Source organism: Motiliproteus sp. SC1-56 (genome assembly GCF_017309075.1).
GTDB lineage: Bacteria > Pseudomonadota > Gammaproteobacteria > Pseudomonadales > Balneatricaceae > Motiliproteus.
On record NZ_JAEMGS010000004.1, the window covers coordinates 1 to 22,406 of the forward strand.

Annotated in this window: 19 protein-coding genes, 1 tRNA gene and 1 rRNA gene; 13 read left to right on the forward strand and 8 right to left on the reverse strand. The window is 62.4% G+C overall.

Going from position 1 to position 22,406, the window contains the following annotated elements:
- A 5S ribosomal RNA gene (rrf, locus tag JGZ97_RS05065) occupies positions 1-99 on the forward strand; the annotation flags it as partial.
- A 145-nt stretch (positions 100-244) separates the two neighbouring features.
- Here the strand turns inward: rrf and JGZ97_RS05070 are convergent.
- Positions 245-880 (reverse strand): hypothetical protein, encoded by a 636-nt coding sequence (locus tag JGZ97_RS05070; RefSeq protein WP_207061537.1) that lies wholly within the window; start codon positions 878-880, stop codon positions 245-247.
- A 150-nt stretch (positions 881-1,030) separates the two neighbouring features.
- Here JGZ97_RS05070 and JGZ97_RS05075 point away from each other — a divergent pair, with 150 nt between their 5' ends.
- Together JGZ97_RS05075 and JGZ97_RS05080 are read left to right on the forward strand one after the other, a co-directional pair.
- Positions 1,031-1,537 (forward strand): sigma-70 family RNA polymerase sigma factor, encoded by a 507-nt coding sequence (locus JGZ97_RS05075; RefSeq protein WP_207061538.1) that lies wholly within the window; start codon positions 1,031-1,033, stop codon positions 1,535-1,537.
- A complete protein-coding gene (locus tag JGZ97_RS05080; RefSeq protein ID WP_207061539.1) occupies positions 1,537-2,292 on the forward strand; it encodes an anti-sigma factor in 756 nt (251 codons plus the stop codon). Before JGZ97_RS05075 ends, JGZ97_RS05080 begins: the two co-directional genes overlap by 1 nt.
- A 25-nt stretch (positions 2,293-2,317) precedes the next feature.
- Here the strand turns inward: JGZ97_RS05080 and JGZ97_RS05085 are convergent, their stop codons facing one another.
- From JGZ97_RS05085 to JGZ97_RS05095, 3 genes are read right to left on the reverse strand one after another with little or no spacing between them, the layout of a single operon-like run.
- Complete coding sequence (locus JGZ97_RS05085) at positions 2,318-3,376, reverse strand: efflux RND transporter periplasmic adaptor subunit (protein ID WP_207061540.1); 1,059 nt, start codon at positions 3,374-3,376, stop codon at positions 2,318-2,320.
- Between the two features lie 5 nt (positions 3,377-3,381).
- Positions 3,382-6,672 (reverse strand): efflux RND transporter permease subunit, encoded by a 3,291-nt coding sequence (locus JGZ97_RS05090; RefSeq protein ID WP_207061541.1) that lies wholly within the window; start codon positions 6,670-6,672, stop codon positions 3,382-3,384.
- Complete coding sequence (locus tag JGZ97_RS05095; protein WP_207061542.1) at positions 6,665-6,862, reverse strand: hypothetical protein; 198 nt, start codon at positions 6,860-6,862, stop codon at positions 6,665-6,667. Before JGZ97_RS05095 ends, JGZ97_RS05090 begins: the two co-directional genes overlap by 8 nt.
- A gap of 68 nt (positions 6,863-6,930) precedes the next feature.
- On the opposite strand from JGZ97_RS05095, the gene JGZ97_RS05100 reads away from it, so the two are divergent.
- The 4 genes from JGZ97_RS05100 (at position 6,931) to JGZ97_RS05115 (ending at position 11,849) form a co-directional block, all read left to right on the forward strand.
- Entirely contained in the window at positions 6,931-7,296 is a 366-nt protein-coding gene (locus JGZ97_RS05100; RefSeq protein ID WP_207061543.1) for a rhodanese-like domain-containing protein, read from the forward strand.
- Complete coding sequence (locus tag JGZ97_RS05105; protein WP_207061544.1) at positions 7,293-7,946, forward strand: DsbA family protein; 654 nt, start codon at positions 7,293-7,295, stop codon at positions 7,944-7,946. Before JGZ97_RS05100 ends, JGZ97_RS05105 begins: the two co-directional genes overlap by 4 nt.
- A gap of 251 nt (positions 7,947-8,197) precedes the next feature.
- Complete coding sequence (locus tag JGZ97_RS05110) at positions 8,198-8,953, forward strand: TSUP family transporter (protein ID WP_242521554.1); 756 nt, start codon at positions 8,198-8,200, stop codon at positions 8,951-8,953.
- Between the two features lie 289 nt (positions 8,954-9,242).
- Positions 9,243-11,849 carry a hypothetical protein gene (locus tag JGZ97_RS05115; protein WP_207061545.1) on the forward strand — a complete coding sequence of 869 codons (2,607 nt, stop codon included), beginning with the start codon at positions 9,243-9,245 and terminating at the stop codon, positions 11,847-11,849.
- A gap of 172 nt (positions 11,850-12,021) precedes the next feature.
- Here JGZ97_RS05115 and JGZ97_RS05120 read toward each other — a convergent pair.
- A tRNA-Phe gene (locus tag JGZ97_RS05120) sits at positions 12,022-12,097 on the reverse strand.
- Positions 12,098-12,221: 124 nt separating this feature from the next.
- Here JGZ97_RS05120 and JGZ97_RS05125 point away from each other — a divergent pair.
- The 4 genes from JGZ97_RS05125 to waaF are packed head-to-tail and all read left to right on the forward strand — an operon-like array spanning position 12,222 to position 16,209.
- Positions 12,222-12,794, forward strand: coding sequence for an SIS domain-containing protein (locus JGZ97_RS05125; RefSeq protein WP_370584008.1), 573 nt, complete (start codon positions 12,222-12,224; stop codon positions 12,792-12,794).
- A gap of 9 nt (positions 12,795-12,803) precedes the next feature.
- Positions 12,804-14,258 (forward strand): bifunctional D-glycero-beta-D-manno-heptose-7-phosphate kinase/D-glycero-beta-D-manno-heptose 1-phosphate adenylyltransferase HldE, encoded by a 1,455-nt coding sequence (gene hldE / locus JGZ97_RS05130; protein WP_207061546.1) that lies wholly within the window; start codon positions 12,804-12,806, stop codon positions 14,256-14,258.
- The gene (gene rfaD, locus JGZ97_RS05135; RefSeq protein WP_207061547.1) at positions 14,255-15,199 is read left to right on the forward strand and encodes an ADP-glyceromanno-heptose 6-epimerase; all 945 of its coding nucleotides are present in this window, start codon (positions 14,255-14,257) and stop codon (positions 15,197-15,199) included. The genes hldE and rfaD overlap by 4 nt, the downstream gene beginning before the upstream one ends.
- 2 nt (positions 15,200-15,201) lie before the next feature.
- Positions 15,202-16,209 carry a lipopolysaccharide heptosyltransferase II gene (gene waaF / locus JGZ97_RS05140; protein WP_207061548.1) on the forward strand — a complete coding sequence of 336 codons (1,008 nt, stop codon included), beginning with the start codon at positions 15,202-15,204 and terminating at the stop codon, positions 16,207-16,209.
- 22 nt (positions 16,210-16,231) lie between these two features.
- On the opposite strand, the gene msbA is transcribed toward waaF, so the two are convergent.
- Positions 16,232-18,007: a lipid A export permease/ATP-binding protein MsbA gene (gene msbA / locus JGZ97_RS05145; protein WP_207061549.1), complete on the reverse strand. Its 1,776-nt coding sequence runs from the start codon at positions 18,005-18,007 to the stop codon at positions 16,232-16,234.
- A 114-nt stretch (positions 18,008-18,121) separates the two neighbouring features.
- Between msbA and lpxL the strand changes: the two genes are divergently transcribed.
- Together lpxL and JGZ97_RS05155 are read left to right on the forward strand one after the other, a co-directional pair.
- Complete coding sequence (gene lpxL, locus JGZ97_RS05150) at positions 18,122-19,054, forward strand: LpxL/LpxP family Kdo(2)-lipid IV(A) lauroyl/palmitoleoyl acyltransferase (RefSeq protein ID WP_207061550.1); 933 nt, start codon at positions 18,122-18,124, stop codon at positions 19,052-19,054.
- Between the two features lie 357 nt (positions 19,055-19,411).
- Positions 19,412-20,548, forward strand: a complete 1,137-nt coding sequence (locus JGZ97_RS05155; RefSeq protein ID WP_207061551.1) for a glycosyltransferase family 4 protein — start codon at positions 19,412-19,414, stop codon at positions 20,546-20,548.
- On the opposite strand, the gene JGZ97_RS05160 is transcribed toward JGZ97_RS05155, so the two are convergent.
- Positions 20,545-21,279: a hypothetical protein gene (locus tag JGZ97_RS05160; protein ID WP_207061552.1), complete on the reverse strand. Its 735-nt coding sequence runs from the start codon at positions 21,277-21,279 to the stop codon at positions 20,545-20,547. The genes JGZ97_RS05155 and JGZ97_RS05160 overlap by 4 nt on opposite strands.
- Positions 21,280-21,292: 13 nt before the next feature.
- Positions 21,293-22,402, reverse strand: coding sequence for a glycosyltransferase (locus JGZ97_RS05165; protein WP_207061553.1), 1,110 nt, complete (start codon positions 22,400-22,402; stop codon positions 21,293-21,295).
- Positions 22,403-22,406 lie beyond the last annotated feature (4 nt).

Genomic DNA, 22,406 nt, shown 5'->3' on the forward strand with positions numbered 1-22,406 from the left:
TCCGGAACCACCTGACTCCATCCCGAACTCAGAAGTGAAACGGTCCAGCGCCGATGGTAGTGTGGGGTCTCCCCATGTGAGAGTAGGTCATCGCCAAGCGCCTTATCCTGAGAAACCCCCGGCACACCGTGCCGGGGGTTTTTCGTCTGGGGCTATTCCTAGGGAAAAATCGCTAGGGCCGCGATGCCCTATCACTCCTTCTCCTGGTAGCCAAAGGCATTGCCGTCGTCTTCTCTGCGGGCCTTTACATCCCTTCAGCTTTTGCCATAAAGCCCATGTGTTTTGCGCTTTCAGCCAAACCGCCCTCGCCCGCTTGCCAGGTGATTTTACCGTCGCCGTCAGCGTCTGCGCCCTCCACCAACTGATGGCTCAGTGCCTGGATTTCCTCAACCTTCGCGCTGGCTTCTGACGCGCTGTCGGCATCCAGTACCTGCTTCGCCAAAGTCAGGATTTTCTCCGCGCGGTCGGCGGTATTCGCGGCGGCGGTGGAAACATGCTCCGCGTGAAGCTTGATCGCTTCACTGGCCCCCTCACTGGCGGCGGCGAGCCCGATATGCTTGCTTACCCCTTGGGCCGCCGCCAATACGCCGTAGCCGTTGCCCGGCCCCTTTTCGGCCTGGCTGGGGTCGATCGCGTGGATGATATGCACGGTGTGGGTTTTCATCCAGGAGAGATCATCCGTTTTCTGAGCGGCCAGATCGGCATGCTGGATGGCGATCTTTGCCTCGTCCATTGCGGTGGGTAACAAGCCTGCATTAGCCGGCGTGTCTTTCCAGCCACTGGTAACGTGGCCCATGTGGGCATGGGCCATATTCATATCAGCACTGGCAGCGATACCGGCGAATCCGGCGCTCAGGACGAAAATGAGTGGTTTGATCATGGTTCACCTCTTAGGTTTTGGTCACGGTTACCCCCATCAACACGGCAGCCGTTAATTTATTCCTGATTTATTTACTTGGATTTAATTGGCGCTATGCTCGGAATAATCCGGCCGCCAACGTGTTAGTTGGTCAGAGGTGAGACAACCCGTATGAATTCGTTTGATCAACAACTGAGTGAGCAGATCCCGGCCCTGCGCCGCTACGCCAGGAGCCTTTTGCATAGCGGTTCGCAGGCTGACGATCTGGTACAGGACTGTTTGACCCGCGCTTTGGAGCGGCAGCACCTGTGGCAGGCGGGTACCGACCTCAGGGCCTGGCTGTTCACCCTGATGCACAACCTGTTCGTTAACCAGCTGCGTAGAAACGCGCGGCAACCGGTGGCCGTCACCTTGGTTGAGGACACCCCTGGCGATGTGGTCATTGGGCCAGAGCAGGTTGCCCGCAACCAGCAGCTGCACCGGCAGATGGCGCGGCTGCCTTTTCCCCAGCGCGAGGTGCTGGCCCTGGTGGCGCTGGAGGGCTTCACCTACCAACAGGTGGCGGAAATTTTGGATATTCCGATCGGCACTGTCATGTCGCGGCTGAACCGTGCCCGTGAATCCATGCGCCAGTGGTTGTACAGCGAACCGGGTAGCGGGCTTCGGAGGGTCAAGTAGTGAAGACACCCATTAGCGAGCGTGACCTGCACGCCTTTGTCGATGGCTTGCTGCCGCCGGAGCGTGCTGAGGATGTTCGGGAGTGGCTTGCCAGCCACCCGGACGATGCCGCCCGGGTGGCGGATTTTCGCCAGCTTAACGAGGAACTGCGTCTGGCCTATCCCACGCCGACCGGCCCGCTGCCTGAGCCCCGGCCCCGCCGGTCTTTGCCGCGCTGGGCGATTGCCGCGGCCATGGCCGGCTTAACCCTGTTCGGCGGCATTGGCGGCTGGCATTTGAATACCTATATGCAGCCCGCTGCCCGCCCGGCGCTGGCAGATCTTTCCCAGCGCCTGGTGCAGCCGGCACGGGTGTCGCATCAGGTGTACACTCCCGAGGTCCTGCATCCGGTGGAGGTGCGACGCGAGCAGCAGCAACACCTGGTGGGCTGGCTGTCCAAGCGTCTGGGCCAGCCGGTCAGCGCGCCGGATCTCGCATCCCAGGGCTTCGAGCTGATCGGGGGGCGGCTGCTGCCGGCCACCGATGGGCCGGCGGCGCTGTTCATGTACGAGAACAGCGTTGGGCAGCGGCTCACGCTCTACGTGCGTCAGGCAGATGACCCGCGCGAGCAAACTGCCTTTCGACGGTTCAGCGCCGAAGGGCTGAACAGCTTTTACTGGATCGACAACGGATTGGGCTACGCGCTGACCGGCGACATCAATGTTGAGCAGCTGATGGAGAGCGCCAACCAGGTTTACCGTCAGCTGACGCTCTAGCGGTGCGGGTTCAGCTCTCTTGTGGCTAGCCCGAAGGCATGACTGGCAGCAGCGCCTCGCCCGCCTGCAGCCCGGACACCACTATCCACTGGCCGTCCACCTCCCCGCCCAGGCGCACGAAGCGGCGCTCCGGCCCTGCGGGTGTCGATACCCACACCAGGTTGAGCTGCCCCACCTGCGCTACGCGCTCTTGAGGAATCAGCAGCAGAGTCTCCTCTCCGGCCGGCACCTCCAGCTCGGCATAGAGCCCGGGGAGGAGGCGTTCGTCCTGGTCAATACGGGCCTTGACCAGAAAGCTTCGCGAGCCGGGATCGGCGCTCGGCACCAGCTCTTCCAGGGTGGCGTTCAGGCTGATCTGCAGGGACGGCACCGACACCCTCAACGTCTGCTGGGGCTCAAGCGCAAGGGCCCTTTCCTCGCGCACCCGGGCTTCGATCCTGAGGGTTCCCGGGTTGTAGATTGACAGCAGCGCCTGCCCGGGTGAGGCGGTATCACCGGGTTCGGCCAGGCGATCGACAACCCGGCCGTCGATGGGCGATTCAATGCGGGTGTAACTTAGCGCCGCCTGGGCTTCTTTAACCCGCTGCCGCGCCGAGGCCAGCTCTGCCGTCAGGCTGTTGAATTCGGCCCGTGCCCGATCCAGGTCCGCCTGGGCCACCAGCTTGCGTTGATAGAGCCCTTCAATACGCTCCCGACTGGCGCGTGCTTGCTGCAGCCGGGCTTGTGCGGCCCTAACCTGTTCCTCGCTTTGGGCCAGGCGGGACTTGAGGTCCCGCTGGTCCAGTTCCACCAGCAGCTGACCGGTGCGGACCGTATCCCCGGCGCGCACGTGGACAGCCTCAATGGTCGCCAGCAGGCGTGATGAAATTACCGACGCCTGCTTGGCCTGCACGCCGGCGGGAACCGCCTCGATGCGGGTGCGGGTGACCGCGCGTACCGGAACCTGATCGCCGGTCGGTACGGCACGGGGCGCATTCAGTCCGGGGGCCAGGCGTTCGCTGAACAGCCCCGCCAGGTAGGCGACGATCAGCAGTAGCCCGACCACCGCCAATAACGGCAGAACCAGTTTTCTGGCCTTGCTCATGGGTGTCACTCCTCGTTAACAGCCGCCTCGGGGCGATCAAATACCAACAGGTAAACCACCGGCACCACCAGCAGGGTAAACAGGGTCGAGGCGATAATGCCGAAGATGATCGCCAGGGCCAGGCCGCTGAAGACCGGGTCGAGAATTATCACCAGGTTCCCCAGCAGGGTGGTGCCCGCGGTCAGGAGCACCGGGCGCATGCGCACCGCGCCGGCCTGGATCAGGGCCTCTTTGATACTGGCTCCCTCTGCCCGCGCCTGGCTGATGAACTCCACCAGGATCAGTGAATTGCGCACCACGATACCGGCCAGGGCGATCATGCCGATCATCGCCGTGGCGGTGAACAGCACCGGCTCCGGGGCGCCGGCCACCACCCGTTCGCCAAACTGATTCAGCAGCCAGAATCCGGGCATGATTCCGATCACCGTCAGCGGGATCGCCAGCATGATGATCAGCGACAGGGCCGCGGAGCCGGTCTGCGCCCGCAGCACGAAAAAGATCCCCAGCAGCGCGAAGATGAACGCCAGTCCCATGTCGCGGAACACGTCCTTGGTGATGCGCCACTCGCCCTCACCGGTCCAGCGGATATCGGTACCCGGAGGCAGACTCCAGCCCAGACCCGCCCCGGAGTTGATAAAGGTGCGCTGCTGCCAGTCGCTGCTCTCGCCGGGGGCTTTGCCCAGGTCCGCATGCACATCGGCGATGATCTCGGCCGGGGTGCGTCCGTTGAGTTCCGCGGTGACGTAGATGATCGGCTGCTGATCCTTGCGCAGTCGGGCGGGCTCCGCCGGCAGTTCTACGAATTCGCCCAGTTCGCCCAGGGCCACCAGCGGCTGCGGCGCGGCGTCCAGTACGCCCTCGTTCTGTTGTTGCACCACCCCGGGCCGTCCCTTGAGCTGCAAGCGCTCGAAGTCGCTGGCACCGGTGCGCTGGTCCGACGGCAGGCGCAGTTCGACCGGCAACGGCCGGGCTTCCCGGGGCTGCTGCAGGTAGCCCGCCACCAAGCCGCCGTTGGCAAGCGCCAGCAGCTGGTTGGCATCGTCGGTCGAGACCCCGGACAGGGCCGCTTTCTGCTTGTCTAACACAAAGCGCAGCCGCTGGGCGGGCTGCTCCAGGCTGGCATCGATCTCCACCACGTGAGGTTCCTGCGCCAGCCTGGCCATCAGTTGCCGCGCCGCTTCTTGCTGGCGGGCATAGGGCACCAGGGTGTCTGCGGTCACCTCGGCCACCAGGGTGCTCATGACCGGCGGTCCCGGCGGGACTTCCACCACCTTGACCGTCACGCCCCCGGCATTGAGGGGGTGCAGCAGCTGACGCAGCCGCAAGACCACCGCGTGGGACTGGTGCTCCCGCTCGGACTTGTCGACGAGGGTCAGGCGCAAGTCCGCCTGGTGGGGTTGGGTGCGCAGGTAGTACTGGCGCACCATGCCGTTGAAATCGATGGGGGAGGGCTCCCCGACAAAGGCCGCCACCGCGGTGACCTCCGGCAGGCGTCGGACCTGCAGCGACACCCGCTGCGCCATCGCCGCGGTCTGCTCCAGGGTGCTGCCCTCGGGGAGGTCGATCACGATCTGCACTTCGCTCTTGTTGTCGAAGGGCAGCAGCTTCAGCGGCACCAGGCGCAACAGCGGCAGGGCCGCCGCCAGCAGGAACAGCCCGAGCACGACCCACAGCAGCCACCGGGCCCGGTTCCTGTGTGCTAGGAGGGGGGCCAGCAGCCCCCGGTAGGCAGCTTCCATCGAGGAGGGTGGGGCGCTCTCCGTGGTGGTGTTTGGGCGCAGCAGGCGGGAGGCCAGCCAGGGCGTCACCAGGAACGCCACCAGGGTGCTGACGCCCACGCTGACCGGCACGTTGAAGGCCATCGGCGCCATGTAGGGCCCCATCATGCCGGTGATATAGGCCAGGGGCAGGAACGCGAGAACGATCGCCAGGGTCGACATCAGCAGCGGCACCCGGATTTCCCGTATCGCCGTCACCACCCGCTCTGCGGTGCCGCCTTCGCCGCCGCGCATAAACCGCTCGATGTTGTCGACGCCGGTAATCGGGTCGTCCACCAGCAGCCCCAGGGAGAGAATCAGGGCGAACAGGGTGACCCGGTTGATGGTGTAGCCGAACCAAAGGTCCAGGGCCAGGGTGATGCCGTAACAGATCGGCACCGCCAGCCCCACCACCAGCGCCGGGCGCCAGCCCAGGAATACGCCGATAAACACCACCACGGTGAACACCGCGAAGGCGAGGCTGGAGACCAGGTTGTTGACCTTGTCGTTGGCGGTCTGGCCGTAATCGCGCAGCACCGTTACCTGGATCTCCGGCGGCAGCAGTTCGGCCTGGAGCCGGGCCACCTCGGCGTGCACCGCTGCGGCCACCGCCACGGCGTTGCTGCCGCGCTGCTTGGCGATACTGATCGCCACCATGGGGCGGCCTTCAGCCTCTTCTGGGTTGGCAAAATCGATCCAGCTGTAGCGGGATGGCTCCGCCGGACCATCGACCACCGCCGCCACGTCCTGCAGGTAGACGGGGGTGGCGTCGACCACGTTCACCACCTGGTTGCGCAGGGCGTCCAGATCGTCGAAAAAGTCGCCGCCTTCGAGCTGCAGGGTGCGGTTGCCCAGGGAGAGGGCGCCGGCACTCTGGCGCAGGTTGGACTGGGCGATGGCCGCGGCCACCTCTATCGGCGTGGTCAGGCGCGCGGCCAGGCGCTCGGGGTCGAGCTGTACCTGCACCTTTCGCTCGCGCCCGCCCACCACCTGAATTTCACTCACCTGGGGCAGGGCCTGCAGGCCGGTGGTGAGTTCGTCGGCCACGCGGCGCAGCTCGAAGTCACTGTAGCGTCCGGGGTCACTGCTCCACAGCCCCAGTAGCAGAATCGCCACGTCGTCCACCTCCACCGGCCTGACCTGCCAGTTGCTGACGATGGCCGGCACCTGGTCCTGGTGGGAATAGAGCTTGTTGTAGGTGTTGAGCAGCGCGTCTTCGCGATCTTCCCCCACGAAAAAACGCAGGGTGACGTTCGCGCCGCCGCCAAAGGAGCTGGCGTAGAGGTGTTCGACCCCGGGAATCTGGGCCAGCAGCTTTTCCAGCGGCTGGGTGACCTGGCGCTCGATCTGCGTGGCGTCAAGCCCCGGCACCGCCACCCTGACATCCACCATTGGCACCACGATCTGCGGCTCTTCCTCGCGCGGCGTCCACTGCAGCGCGATCGCTCCCGCCAGCAGTGCTACCGCGAAGATCAGCGCCGGCAGGCCGCCGCCCAGGGCGCCTTCGACGATGCGATCCAGCCAGTCGGGTTTATTCATTGGCTTCGTCCAAGGTGGCCGGCCCCGCCAGCGGTGCGGGCGGCATCCGCTTGCGTTGCTTGCATATTCGATAATAGAGGATCTGGCGCCCATCGTGCGCTGAGACACCTTCGCAGGCCGGTTCCTGCCACCGGTGTTCGGCGGAGTGGTCTATAAACAGGTTCTGGTTCATGCCGCACAGTATAATCATTGTTTAGACATGGCTACATTAGCAAAAACAAATTAATATCCCCGTCAGCCATCAGAGGAGTAAACACCATGCTGACCCCCATTCCCGAGCTGATTCGTTCCATCAGCCCCAACGTTCGCACCCTCAGTGCCGAGCAGGCCCTGGCCGAGGCGGCAGAGCACCCCAACAGCTTAGTGATCGATGTCCGTGAGCCGGGGGAAGTCGCCGAGCGGCCAATCAAGGGTTCGATCAATATTCCCCGTGGCGTGCTGGAGATGAAACTCAGTACCCAGTACAACGACCCGCAACTGCCCATCTATCTGCACTGCGCCACCGGCGCACGGGCGACCCTGTCGGCGGAGCAGTTGCAACGTATCGGCTACCGTAACGTGACTGTCATCGGCTGCCCGATCGATACCCTGGAAGGGGTGTGCAACCGGGAGAACTGCGCATGACCCTGCCCATCGACTACTACAGCGATATTCTCTGTGTGTGGGCGTGGATCGCCCAGAAGCGGGTGGAGGAGCTGGACCGGCAGTGGGGTAGCCAGGTGGCGATCCGCAGCCGGTTTATCGATGTATTCGGCGACGCCCATGGCCGTCTCCATAAGCAGTGGCAGGATCGCGGCGGCTTCGAGGGCTTTGCCGAGCACGTGGTCAACGCCGCCGCGCCCTACGCCACCGCGCCGGTCAATCCCATTATCTGGCGCGAGGTGCGCCCCACCAGCAGCCTGCCGGCCCATCTGCTGATCAAGGCTGCTGAGCTGGTCAGCGGCAGTGAGGCTTCAGACCGCCTGGCGCTGGCACTGCGGCACGGATTTTTTGTCGAGGCGCGGGATATCAGCCAGCGCGACACCCTGATCGCGATCGCCCAGGAGCAGAAAGTTGATACCAAGGCGCTGCGCCAGCATCTCGACGACGGGCGCGCCATGGCGGCGCTGATGGCCGACTATCAGCAGGCGCGGCAACAGAACTTGCAGGGCAGCCCCTGCTGGATCATGAACGAAGGCCGGCAAACCCTGTACGGCAACGTGGGCTACCGGGTGCTGAATGCCAATGTCGAGGAGCTGCTCAAGCGCCCCGCCGACGAAGCCTGCTGGTGCTGACCCGGTCGGCCCTGCCCGTCATGGCCCGCTTAGCGGGCCCCCGAGCCCCATCGGGACGATAATCTCACGCAGCGCTTGACGCACGACTGCATCCGGCCCAGGATGCGCCTCTGTGTTTGCACCGCGACGGAAATTGTTCGGGAGATCAAGCGAGTGGACGACTCGTGTGGCTCCCGGGCGCGTGCCTGTCACCATCCAACAGCCAGGTTCCGCCCAGTGCGGGGCGCTTGATCGGAGTCACCGCTAACCCCATGCCCATCGAGCTGACGCTGGAGCTGGTCCTGATGCTCGCCTTTGCCGGCCTGGTGGCCGGCTGTATCGACGCGATCGCCGGCGGCGGCGGCATGATCGCCCTGCCCATGCTGCTGTTTGCCGGACTCTCGCCAGCCCAGGCGCTGGCCACCAACAAGTTGCAGGGCAGCTTCGGCACCTTCTCCGCCAGCCTCTATTTTATTCGCCGGGGGCTGGTTCAGCCGCGGCGCATCTGGCCGATGGTGCTGTGCACCTTTGCCGGGGCGGCTCTGGGTACGATCCTGGTACAGATGTTGGACCCGAGTTTTCTCACCGCGGTGATTCCGCTACTGCTGATCCTGATCGCGCTCTACTTTCTGTTCTCGCCCCAGGTGGGTGAAGAGGACGTGCAGCGGCGGATCGGGGAGTGGACGTTCGCCCTGACGGTGGGCTTCGGGGTGGGCTTTTACGACGGCTTTTTCGGCCCCGGCACCGGTTCCTTCTTCGCCATCGCCTTCGTCAGCCTGCTGGGCTTCGGGCTCACCAAGGCCACGGCCCACACCAAGGTGCTGAATTTAACCAGCAACCTCGCTTCCTTGCTGTTCTTTATCGCCGGCGGGCAGGTGGTCTGGACCCTGGGGCTGGTGATGGCCGCAGGGCAGCTGATCGGCGGGCGGCTGGGCGCTTCGCTGGTGGTGCTCAAGGGCTCTCGGCTGATCCGCCCCCTGGTCGTGACGATCTGTATCCTGATGAGCGTCAAGCTGCTGTTGGAGTGACCGCGGCTACTCGCTACAACTTAAAAATGAGAATACGGCCTGTCGCTAGTCGAGCGCGGGCAAAAAGGCAAAAGTCAATTTTCGTGCCTATACTTGCGTAACTGAACCCAAAGGCGCAATGCCTTGATCATGTTGTCAGCCCTGCTGGCAGTCACACGCAGAGTCACCTGCATGAGCCGCGCTAACGGTCCTAACCACCGGACGGAGGCGCCTCATGTCCCCAACGGAATCCCATTGCGCCGTAAAGCGCACACTTGATTATTTAGCTGTCTTTTTCCTCGTATGGGCCATGTTGCTCGTCGCGGCCTGCAGCGACAGCGATTCCGACAGTCCGGCGCCGCTGTCAGAGGGCGGCCCTCCGGCGGGTGAGGGGCGTCCGGCACCCCTTTCCGACGATCCGGTGGAAAATACCTTGCTGACCCTCGGGGTGCCCCTGGAAGATCGCGCCAGCCCCGCGATCGATGGCGACGGCAATCCGCTGCCGTCGTCATTCGAGCCGCTGGGGGCGGTCTTTGAGGTGTCGAAGCCGGCGGAGCTGCTGTTTGCCGGCGGCGCGTTTGAGACGCGAACGGAGCAGGGGGCGATCGTGGAGCGGGTTCCGGACCCGGATGCGGATTCGGAGGTTGACCCCGATGCCCGGGTCACATCGCTGCTGCATAACCCGCCGGAGCGTTTCTGGCTGACCTCCGGTTACTCCGAGCCCTACAGCGCCATTGGCGCGGATATTGACAGCGACGGGCTGGAAGAGACCGTCGTCGTCTATGTCGATGAGAACGGCGAACTGCGTGCCTACCTTATTGACGATGGCGAGAGCGGCTTCGCAGAGTCCGGTGAGCTGGTGGCGCCCGGCGGAATTACCGGCACCATTCACGCTGTCGACCTGGCGGCGGGTGATTTCGACAATGACCAAACTGTCGATGTGGCCCTCGCCGTTGGCACGCAAGAGGGGCTTGGCTTTCTGGTGATCCTGACCGATGAGGCTGGCCAGCTTGCGACCGTGCCGGCGCTGACGCGGCTCTACGCCTCGGCAGGCAATCCCCTGCGGCTGTTCGTCTCCGCGGGCAACAACGACTACGACAACGCCAGCGAACTGGCGCTGACCCGGATCGACGAGGATATCGACCCGTCGCTGGGCAAAGCAGGCAGCGGCGTGGTCCATCTTGAGGTGCTGGATGTCGAGGAGGGCGCCTGGGGGCTGGACTTCGAGGTCGACAACGTCACCATCGACGTCGAACTGAGCGGAGACGACACCCCCGAGCAGATGTCCGCCATCTTTGGCGTCGGCGTGCTTGTGGACATCGATGCCGACCAACTCGATGAGCTGGCCTTCGCCGGGCTGAATGCCTTCCTGCCTGACGTGACAGGCGATCTCGACAATGCCGACCCAAGGAAGAAGACCTTCTACATCCTCGTTGCCCATGAAGATGGCGAAGGGGGTTATCAGCCAATTGCCACGGCACGGCGTGAATTCAACTTTGAGGACAGCCTGGAGACGGCCCGCCAGGTGCGGTTTATCCACGTTAACCCGGTTGACCTCGACGGCGACGAGCGCTTGGAGCTCCAGGTCAACGAGGTGATTTTCGATAATTTTGCCGATACGCCCGAGCCCTGGGAAGCGTATTGCGCGATAGCGCCCAACGTCTTCCTGCCGGATGACTCGGACTTTCCCCTGGCGCCCAACAATACCGCGACCGCGATTGGCGATTTCAACGCGGATGGCACCAGCAATATGGCCTACCTGGTTCCAACCGGGGCGTTTGTTGAGACCATCAAGATCTACGGCGAGGGCTGTATCGTCGAGGATGAAATCCCCGTCGAGCCGCTTTCCACGGCAAGCAACAATGACGTCAAAGGTACGCTGAATTATGTCAACCTTCAGCTCGCTGCCGTCAACGTCGATGACGACGCCATCATCCTCCGTTCGGTGCCCGGTCAGCACTTTGTCTCCTATACCGAACCCATGATCGTCGCCGCCCTGGCCGCGCCTCCCTGCGCGTTCGATATCGGCCAGAGCATCGATGCCTGTTCCACCTCCTTTGGCAGCACCTCCTTTATCGATCTCGAGGCGTCTGCATCAATGACGGTTTTTGGCTCGATGGTCTTTGGCGTGGAGGTGGATGGCGGGGTCTCGCAAACTGAAGCGAGCGCCAAAACAAAGCTATCGGCCTACCTGAGCGCCGGCAAAGGCTGGGGATTCACCCGCTCTGAGTCCGTGGTCTTTACCTCCGGGGCGATGGAAGACACCGTTATCTTCTCCACGGTGCCCTACGATGTGTTCGAAATGGTCTATGTCCGATTCGCACAACGGCCGGACCTGGTGGGCCGGGTCGCTCGGCTGCTGCTGCCCCGGCCCCCATTGACGTTGATGGTAGAGAAAGAGTTTTTCAACGCCTCGGTGCCGGAGGAGGACCGGATCGGCAGCGATGTGTTTCAGCACACCATCGGCGATCTCGACTCCTACCCGACCGTCGCCGAGCGTGACCAGTTAATGCGGGAAAACGCCTTCGTACTCGACCTCGTCGACGGTTTTATACCCTGGGTGCCGCCAGCAAGAACCCAAAGCGCGGTCCATGTGGGGGAAGGCGGCGGCAATGTCCAGCTCGGGCTGGCGATTGGCCAGTCGGTATCGAGCTCGGTTAACGCAGGGCTCAGTCTCGAGCTGGATGTCGAGGTTACGGCGGCCGGTGTTGTTGGGGGCTATTCGGTGGGGGTCGGTGCGGAAGTGGGCTTCTCGAAAAGCTACGGTGAGGAGATGAGCTACACCGGCACCATCGGTAACTTAGATGCCGTCAACTTTGCCGATAGTGGTTATGCCTTCGGCTTGTTCACTTACCACCAGCAGCGGGCAAACGGCGATACCTTCGAGGTGATCAATTACTGGGTGGAGCCTGACTGAGTCCGGCTGTAGCTTACGCGCGGTCATCCCGTTATGAGCGCGGTTCGGGTAGAGGAAGATATAGGAGCCGTCTGAGGTTTACCCTTCTTCGCCTAGAGAAAGGGCCCGGGGCTGCAGAGTTGGTTGTTCAAAAACACAAAAGCCCCGTCGTACCGACGAGGCTTAAAAGAAGTGGTGCCCGGAGGCGGAATCGAACCACCGACACGAGGATTTTCAATCCTCTGCTCTACCAACTGAGCTATCCGGGCACTCAGAAGGCGCGTATTTAATCTTTTTTTGAGGGGGGTGTCAAGGGATCGTGCGGCGTCGTGGTCTCTCCTTTAAGCGCTCTGCTATAATGGCCGCTTTTCTGTGGCCTGCGGGGTGTTGGACGTGATTGACAGCTTTAATGATGCACTCAAGCGGCATCAGGAAGTCTTCGAGGCGGTCCGGGGGCTGGCGCCCCAGGCGGAGGCCTTTGCCCGGCGGGTCATCGATTGCATCGAGGGCGGCGGCAAGGTGCTCTGGATGGGTAACGGGGGCAGTGCCGCCGACTGCCAGCATCTGGCGGCGGAGTTCATGGTGCGCTACAAAGACGACCGCCGTCCCCTGGCGTCGATTGCCCTGACCACCGACAGCTCGATTCTCACTGCGCACACCAACGACTACAGTTTCGACACCCTCTTTGCCCGACAGGTGCAGGGGTTGGCGCAGCCCGGGGACCTGGTGGTGGGGCTGTCCACGTCGGGCAACAGCGCCAATGTCATCCGTGCCATTGAGCAGGCCAAGGCGCAGGGCGTGGCCACGGTGGCCCTGCTGGGCCGTGACGGCGGGAAGTTGGCGGGCATGGCGGATCTCTCCGTCACCGTTACCTGCCAGGAGACCGCACGCATTCAGGAGGCCCACATCTTTATCGGCCACTGGCTCTGCGAAATCATTGATACTCACCTAGCCAAGGATCACTGACAGCCGATCATGCAGCCTTCCTATATTCCTGATTTCTCACGCAGCCGGGTCCTGATCGTCGGTGACCTGATGCTGGACCGCTACTGGCACGGCAAGACGCAACGCATCTCCCCCGAGGCGCCGGTACCGGTGGTGCATATCAACGATCACGAGGGACGCCCGGGAGGGGCCGGCAACGTGGCGCTGAATATCGCTGCCCTCGGCGGGCAAACCACCCTGCTGGCCCTGGTGGGCGAGGATGCGGCGGCCGAGTCGCTGCGCGAGCAGCTGCAGGATGCCGGGGTGACCTGCCAGTTCGAGGCGGTGCCCGGCTCCGACACGGTGACCAAGCTGCGGGTGATGAGCCGCAACCAGCAGTTGATCCGCCTGGATTTCGAGGATGGCTTTGCCGACTACGACCACCAGCACCTGCTGAGCCGCTTTGATGCCTGCCTGGCCGAGGCCGAGGTGGTGGTTTTCTCCGACTACGGCAAGGGGTGTCTCGACGAGGTTGAGGCGATGATCAGCCGGGCGCGGGCGGCCGGCAAACCGGTGCTGATCGACCCCAAGGGCAATGACTTCAGCCGCTATCGAGGCGCCACCCTGATCACCCCCAACGAAGCGGAGTTCGCGGCGGTGGCCGGCGCCTGGGCGGATGAAACCGACCTGGTGGACCGGGCCCGCGCCCTGCGTCAGGCCTGTGAGCTGGACGCCCTGCTGATTACCCGCAGCGAGCGGGGCATGGCGCTGATCCGCGAAGCCGACGAGCTGCATATCCCCACCGTGGCCCAGGAAGTGTTTGACGTGACCGGCGCCGGCGATACCGTCATCGGCACCCTGGCCGCGGCCCTGGCCTCGGGGGAGTCCCTGGAGGACGCGACCCGCCTGGCCAATCTGGCGGCCGGCATCGTGGTGGCCAAGCTCGGTACCGCGACCCTCAGTGCCGAGGAGCTTAACCGTGCGGTGCTGGCCGACGCGGTGGAGGAAACCGGCGTGGTGAGCCTGCACGCGCTGCAGCACCAGCTGCAGGCGGCCCGTGCCCGGGGCGAGACCATCGTGATGACCAACGGCTGCTTCGACATCCTGCACGCCGGCCATGTCCAGTACCTTGAGCAGGCCCGGGCCCTGGGCGATAAACTGGTGGTAGCGGTCAACAGCGATGATTCCGTGGCCCGGCTCAAGGGGCCGGAGCGCCCCATCAACGGCCTGGAGCAGCGCATGGCGGTGTTGTCGGGGCTGGCCAGCGTCGACTGGGTGATCCCCTTCGGCAAGGACTCGGTGGACGATAATCCCGCGGAGCTGATCAAGGCCCTGCTGCCGGATATTCTGGTCAAGGGGGGCGATTACCGGCCCGAGGACGTGGCCGGAGGCGATGCGGTGATCGACAACGGCGGCGAGGTGATCATTCTCGGCTTTCTGGACGGCTGCTCCACCACCAATATCGTGCGACGGATTCGACAGGGCGAGGACATCAAGAACCCATGATTATCGTAACCGGCGGCGCCGGCATGATCGGCAGCAACCTGGTCAAGGGGCTCAACGAGCGGGGCGAGACCGATATCCTGGTGGTCGATAACCTCAGCAACGGCCACAAGTTCTGGAACCTGCAGGACTGCCAGATTGCTGATTACCTGGACAAGGATGAGTTCCTGGCCCGCATTCGCGCGGGGCAAGGCTTTGACCGGGTGCGGGCCGTGTTCCACCAGGGCGCCTGTTCGGCCACCACCGAGTGGGATGGCCGCTACATGATGGCCAACAACTACGAGTACTCCAAGGTGTTGCTGCACTGGTGCCTGGAGCGCAGCGTACCCTTCCTCTACGCCTCCTCGGCCGCCACCTATGGCAAGACCGAGACCTTCCGCGAGGAGCCGGCCTGCGAGGGGCCGCTCAACGTCTACGGCTACTCCAAGTGGCAGTTCGACCAGTACATCCGCCGCCTGGAGCCCTTTGCCAGCCAGGTAGTGGGCTTTCGCTACTTCAACGTCTACGGGCCGCGGGAGCAGCACAAGGGCAGCATGGCCAGCGTCGCCTTTCATCTCAATGAGCAGATCCTGCGGGGCGAGAACGCCAAGCTGTTCGGCGGCTACGACCACTTCGAGGCCGGTGAGCAGAAGCGTGATTTCGTCTACGTAGGGGATGTGGTCAAGGTCAATCTCTGGTTCCTGGATCACCCGGAGCAGTCCGGTATCTTCAACCTCGGCACCGGTCGTGCTCAGCCCTTTAACGACGTGGCCCGGGCGGTGATCGACTTCCACGGCAAGGGGGAGATCGAGTACATCACCTTTCCCGACCACCTCAAGGGGGCCTACCAGAGCTTTACTCAGGCCGATATCTCCCGGCTGCGGGCGGCGGGCTACCAGGAACCGTTCAAGACGGTGCAAGAGGGTACCGCCGAATACCTGCAGTGGCTGCACGAGAAGGGGTGAGCATGGGCAAACGCTACCTGGTGGTGGGGCCGTCCTGGGTCGGGGACATGGTCATGACCCAGAGCCTGTTCAAGCGGCTGAAAAACGAGTCGCCGGGCTGCGCGATCGACGTGGTGGCGCCGGCCTGGTCGCACCCGATCCTGGCCCGCATGCCCGAGGTGCGCGAAGCCATTGCCCTCGATGTGAAGCACGGCGAGTTCGGCTGGAAAAAACGCTTTGCGCTGGGTAAGCAGCTGAGAGGGGGCTACGACCACAGCATCGTGATTCCCCGCTCCTGGAAGTCGGCCCTGGTGCCCTATGTCGCGGAAGTACCCGAGCGCACCGCCTACCGGGGCGAGATGCGTTACCTGTTGGTGAACGATATGCGGCTGCTGGACAAGCAGCGCCTGCCCCTGGCCGTGCAGCGCTTTGTCGCCCTGGGTGGGGCGCCGAGCTTAAAACCCCCGGCGATACCGAGCCCTGAGCTCGAGGTGGATGCCGCCAACCAGCAGCGCTTTCTGGAGGAACACGGGATCGACCGGGATCGGCCGGTGATCGCGCTGCTGCCGGGCGCCGAGTTCGGCCCCGCCAAGCAGTGGCCCACCGCGTGCTGGGCCCGGGCCGCCGAGGCGCTCTACCGTCGTGGTTTCCAGCTTTGGTGCCTGGGTTCGCCCAAGGACAGCGAGGTGGCCGAGGCGATCCAGGCGGAGGCGGACTGTCCCATCCTCAACTTCTGTGGCCGTACCCGGCTGGAAGATGCGGTGGATCTGCTGGCGCTCGCCGAGCATGCGATCAGCAACGACTCGGGATTGATGCACGTCGCCGCCGCCGTGGGCACCCACGTGGTGGCCATCTACCGCACCACCACGCCCGACTACACGCCGCCGTTGACCGACAACGCGGACATTCTGCGTGCGGACCTGGGCGGCGATGAGAGCCTGATGGGGGTGCGGGAGCTGCCCGAGGGGCATGGTCTCAAGGATGTGCCCGTCGACCAGGTGCTGGACTGCATCGGCAGCAACACCGCTTAACCCCGGCTTTTTCCACCTTTTTCTATTCTGTTTCCATCTCTGCACCGGGCTCCTGTGCTGCCCGGTGCAGCCGTGCGTAGGCACCCCCCTCGGCCAGCAGCGCCTCGTGACGCCCTGACTCGATGATGCGCCCTTCCTCCATGACCAGGATCAGGTCCGCCTTCTCCACGGTGGAGAGACGGTGGGCGATGACCAGGGTGGTGCGCTGGGCCATGGCCGACTCCAGGGCCGCCTGAATGTGCTGCTCGGAGCGGGTGTCCAGCGCCGAGGTGGCTTCGTCCAGGATCAGGATGGGGGCGTTCTTCAGCAGCGCCCGGGCGATACAGATGCGCTGGCGCTGGCCGCCGGAAAGGCGCTTGCCCTGCTCGCCGATCGGCGTGTCCAGCCCCTGGGGCAGATCCCGGGCAAACTCCATGACCCTGGCCTGCTCGGCGGCCTGCTCCACCTCGCTCTCTGAGCTTCCGGCCAGCTCGCCGTAGGCGATATTTTCCCGAATGGTGCCGTCGAACAGCACCGCCTGCTGGTCCACCAGCGCGATCTGGCGGCGCAGTGCCTTCAGGGAGTAGTGCTCAAGGGGGATGCCGTCGAGCAGTACTTCACCCCCGGTGGGATCGTAAAAGCGGGGCAGCAGGCTGGCCGCCGTGCTTTTGCCGCTGCCCGAGGCACCGACTAGCGCCACGGTCTGGCCCGGTTCGATGTTAAAGCTGATGCCGCGCAGGGTGTCGTCGCGGCCGCCCGGGTAGCGGAAGACCACGTCTTTGAAGGCCAGTCGGCCCTGAGCGCGTTCGGGCTGCGCCTCCCCCTGGTCCTTCTCCGCCGGGGCGTCCAGCAGCTCGAACAGGCTCTGGGCGGCAGAGATACCCTGCTGGATGATGGCGTTGACGTCGGTGACCTGGCGCAGTGGCTTGGCAATGAGGATGGCGGCGGTGATGAAGGCGATAAATTCGCCGGTCTTCATGTCCGCCATCAGGTCGGGATGCAGGCCGACGAAGACCAGCCCCGCCAGGGCCATGGCCACGAACAGCTGGATTGTCGGGGTGCTGATCCCGGTGGTGGCGACCAGCTTCATACGCTGCTGCCGGTCCCGGGCGCAGGCCTTCATGAAGCTGCGCATCTCCTGACTCTCTCCGCCGTAGACCTTGACCACCGGAAAGCCGTGGATGGTCTCCGAGGCGGCATTGGTGACGCTGCCCATGGAGTCCTGAATCCGTCGACTGATCTTGCGAAAGCGTTTGGAGGCCTTGGCCACGACCACGCCGATGGCGGGGCTGACCAAAAACAGCATCAGCGCCAAGCTGCCGTTGAGGTAGATCAGGTACGCGAGCAGCCCGACGATGGTCAGCCCCTCGCGCACCACGATGGTCAGCGCCTTGGAAGAGGCGCCGGTGACCTGCTCGACGTTGAAGGTGAGCTTGGACAGCAGCTGCCCCGAGGGCAGGCTGGCGTAAAAGCTGCTGGGCAGGCGCAGCAGGCGTTGAAACAGTTCCTGGCGCAGGTCGTTGACCACCCCCCGGGTGACGTAGGCGATGCAGTAGGCGCCGATAAAGGTACCCACGCCGCGAATGGCGAAGATGACGATGATCGACAGGGCGATCGCTGCGCGCAAATCGTAGCTGCGCCCCTGCTCAATGGCGGTGATGACAAACTCCAGCCACTTGGCCGCCGCTGTCTGGGTGCCTGCGTAGACGGCAAAGCCCAGCAGGCTCAGGGCAAAGGGCTTCCAGTAGGGTTTGACGTAACGCAGCAGGCGCTTGTAGGCCTGCCAGCCATCGGGGTTGTGAGGGGTGTCGGGGGTCATGGGCTCCGCATTCGGGTCGGCTCAATCTGGAGGGCGATTATACCGGGATCGCCGCCCGAATGCTGCGAAGCTTGTCCAAATCCGGTATATTCAGCGCTTTTTCGAGGGTATGCCATGGGGCGAAAGCAGCAACAGCCGCCAGAGCATTTCTGGGCGCCAAGATGGTGGCCGGTCTGGGTCGGAGTCGGCCTGGGGCGGTTGCTGGCGCGCCTGCCCTTCGGCCTGCTGATGGGGCTCGGCACCCTGTTCGGACACCTCCTGTTCTGTCTGCTGCCCTCCCGGCGTCATATCGTGCGGGTGAACCTGCGCCTCTGTTTCCCCGAGCTTGCTGAGGCCGAGCGCGAAGCCTTGGTGCGGCGGGTGTTCGTGGCCAACGGCATCGGTTTTTTCGAATCCCTGCTGGCCTGGTGGGGACCACGGCAAGCCATGGCGCGGCGGGTCCGTTTCGAGGGGCTGGAGCACCTGGAAGGGGCCCTGGCCGAGGGGCGGGGCGTGCTGCTGCTGGGGGCTCACTTCAGCACCCTGGAGTTGGGTGGCCTGTTCATGGCGGAGGTGGCGACTGTCAACGCCATGTACCGGCGTCACGACAATCCGCTGCTGGACCGGATCATCACCCAGGCACGCCAGCGCTTCTGTCCGCAGCCCATTGAACGCCGAGATATTCGTGGAGTGATCCGCACCCTGAAAAAGAACCAGTGCGTCTGGTATGCCCCCGACCAGGACCTGGGCAAGCACGCCTCGGTTTTCGCCCCCTTCTTTGGCCAGCAGGCCGCGACCCTCACCGCCACCTCGCGTATGGCCCGGCTTAACAACTCTCCGGTTCTGATGCTGGCCCACTACCGCAATCCCGACAACCGAAGCTACACGGTGCGCCTCTCCCCGCCCCTGGAAGACTTTCCCTCGGGCGACGACGTGGCCGATGCGGTGCGGGTCAATCAGGTGATCGAGGAAGCGATTCGCGTCCATCCCGAGCAATACCTCTGGCTGCATAAGCGCTTCAAGACACAGCCGGACGGGCGGCATAAATTGTATAAGGAGTTTGAATAAAAAGTGTTTATAGGATGGTTGTTAATGTGGTTTGCCGAGGCTTGACCGGTGTTTTCCCCTTCTTTGGCACTGGCGTTGAGCGTTGGTCGAGGTGGTGCGTCCTGCTGCCCATGCTGCGACTGAGTCTGTTGTTGGAGCATAATATCGCACCTCTTTTTTTGCGCTTATGGGCGCCATTCTGAACCCTCCCCAATATAAGAACCGCTCGAGGTTGGAAATTTCCGGCTCGGCGAGGGGGTAGTTCTGGCGGGGTAGGTTTGCTCTGTCACTATAAAACCGGGCTTGAAAGCGGAGGCATGATACGCTGCTGGCCGCCCGATGAGGATGTAAAACTTTTGAGTAGAAGGTGTCAGGAGCGTGAGTACCGAAGTTTCGATGATTAGATCATTGCATATTTTGCATACCGAAGCGCTCAAAGGACCTGGTGGGCAGACGTTACGGGTTTTGAATGAGGCGCAAGGTATGATGGCTAGAGGTCATAAAGTGACTTTGATCTGTCGCCCGAACACCTTTATATATCAAGACGCTTTACGGCGAGGGATTCCTTGCGTGGCGATGGCTCTGGATAGAAAGAGCTTTAGGACGGCCCGCAAGCTGCGCCGATGGTTGAGGGAGAATCCTGTCGACGTTATCAACACGCACAGCTCGGCCGACAGCTGGGTGGTTGCCATGGCGCAGTTGAGCTTTCGAAAGCGCAAGATTCCTGTGGTGCGGACCCGTCATACGCAGAGGTCAGTTGGCAGGAATCTCAAGTCTCGCTGGCTCTATACTCGGGCAAGTCAGTTTATTGTTACTACAGGTGAAGGGGTTCGTTGTCGGTTGATTGAGGACAATGGGTTCGACCCTGACAGGATTCGCTCTTTCCCTTCAGGGGTTGACCACCAGTTATTTTGTCCAGGTGATAGCGAGGTGGCGCGTCGGAACCTGGGGCTGCCTGTGGACAAAACCATTGTTGGCATGGTCGCCCTCTTCTCGCCCGAGAAGGGGTATGAGGACCTGATCCGTGCAGCTGGGCGTTTGGAAAATCAGAACCTGCACTGGGTGCTGGTCGGCGATGAGAACCGGGATGGCAGCTACCGAGAGAAGCTCAAACAGCTTGCCCGAGAGGAAGGCGTGGACGAGCAGGTCACTTTCGCTGGCTTTCAGAGCGACGTGGCGCCTTGGTTTCAGAGCATGGATATTTTCTGTTTGCCTACCTTTGCTAAAGAAGGGGTGCCGCAAGTTATTCTCCAAGCGATGCTTTGCAGGCTTCCGGTCATCACGACAGGCGTGGGCAGTATTCTTGACGCGGTTGAAGACAAAGTGACAGGGCTGGTGGTGCAACCGCGAGATCCAGTAGCCCTCGCCGACGCGATAGAAACGCTAACAAAGGACATCCGGCTACGAGAGGCTCTAGCTGAGCATGGGCATCGTAAAGGACTTAGCCATTTTACTCTGGAGTCCATGCTTGACGGGATGGAAGGGGTTTTTCAGAAGGTGGTTGAGTCCTTCTAGCTTGGCTGCGGTTGAGTAACACCTGAAGCTTTGTGTAGTTGGCGATACAGGTTCATAAGATAGAGCATCAGGAAGAGCGCTAGGCAAAACTCTTTGGTTTCGCCTTTGGCAATGTCGAGAAGGTAGGGCATTTGGGCGCCCGTCGCTTCTACCGCTTTGCTGGGAAGGGTGACGAAGACTGCGACAAGCGAGGTAGGAATACAGATTCGTGTTGGCCAAATCCAGCCAAAAATGCTGCTGCTGCTAAAATCCGCCGGCTTGTTCCTAGCCCATAGCAGTGGCGCCAGTATGCCGCCAACAAAAGCGGCTAGGGTCAGGAGAGCGCGGGGCAGGTTGTCCAGTAAGCCTTCCAGTACAGGGTCGTTATGCAGGTTGAACTCGCCCTGTTCATTACGCTGAGCAATGGCCTCAGGGGTCGCATAGCCGAGCCAGTGCTGCCCCCAGCTTGCTTCTTCTCCTGCGAAATATAGGCAGCCTAGGGCCATTATCAGAGTGAAGGTGCCGAACAGGTTAGCACGCACGTGTTCACGCAATGTAAAGCAGCGAATGGCGTAGTAAACAGCGAATACTAAAAAAACCACGGTTAGGGTTTCGGTGACACCAAGTTCTCCGCGCATCCACTTGTGATAAACCTCTTCACCGGCGGCTTTGGCACCGATTTGCGCAGCGATGATGGCGATGGGGAGTCCTAGCCAGAGCCAAGGGGAGATTGAGCGATTCGAGCTAGTCATGAATTGTGAGTCTTTAGCCTTGAGGTGCTGGCTGGTCAGCCAGTTTTTCCCATAAATGAACGACGTTTTCCACCAGAAAGGGCCGATAGTTCCGTTCGCTGATCTCTGGCGCCATGCGTTCCACAGCGGTGATCCTTTCCGCGAAAGCGCCGGTATCGCCGAGGGGCACAAGGTAATCCAGCATTCCCGCCGCTTCAAGCACTTCTTTCGGGCCTGACTTGCAGTTCATGGCAACGACCGGTGTTTCCAGGACCAGTGATTCGCACAGAGAAACGGGCATCCCTTCTCTTTCGGATGTCATCAGAAGTGCTGTCGCATTTTTGATGTATTTGTACGGGTTTTTAATATGTCCGGTGAAATAAACCTGGCTTTCTAGCCCTCGTTCTTTGACGTCCGCTTTTATTTCTTCAAGGAGGTCTTCGTCGCCACCCCCGACAAGAATAAGAGGCGTTTTGGTCCCGGAACGTTGATACGCCTCGATCAACCAGTCAAAACGTTTCTGCCGGGATAGGCGGGCAACGGAGACAAAGTAGCGATCCAGGTCTATTTCGCGCGGCTCGTCGGCCTGCTCAAGCATCATGGAACGGTTGACCGGGTTGATGATGGATCGAATGCTTTTGGGTACCGGCGCACCAGCTACGGAATGGTAGGCGTCCATTACGCCCGATGAGACGCAGACTAAATTTTTGCCTTCCTGGCGCCTTTTCAGCCGCTTCATGCGCCCTTTTGGGCACCAAGTGATGCGGTCGCTATGGATCCAAAGGTAAAGATTGATGCGCTCGTCATCGATATTCTGCACGATGGATTGAGTGGACGAGACCACCACGTCCGGATTGGCTTTCAAGAGCGCCTTTTGCAGTCTTTTCCCCTGGAAATAATGCCGGAATCGCTTGGGTGTGAATCTTCCAGAAGAGAACTCCAGGCTTTTTAAAGTGACATTCTCGGGCAGGTCGTGATAGGCGCCTCCCTCCAATAGCCAAAGCTCTACCCGGTGGCCTCTTTCGGCCAGCCCTTCGGTTATGGTGATGTTGATCCGCCCGATCCCGCCTTTATCGATTCGATTGGCCAGAAAAATAAAGTGCAGGGGAGAGGCCGCAGGCTTGCTTGGATTGGAGTTATGCATTTGG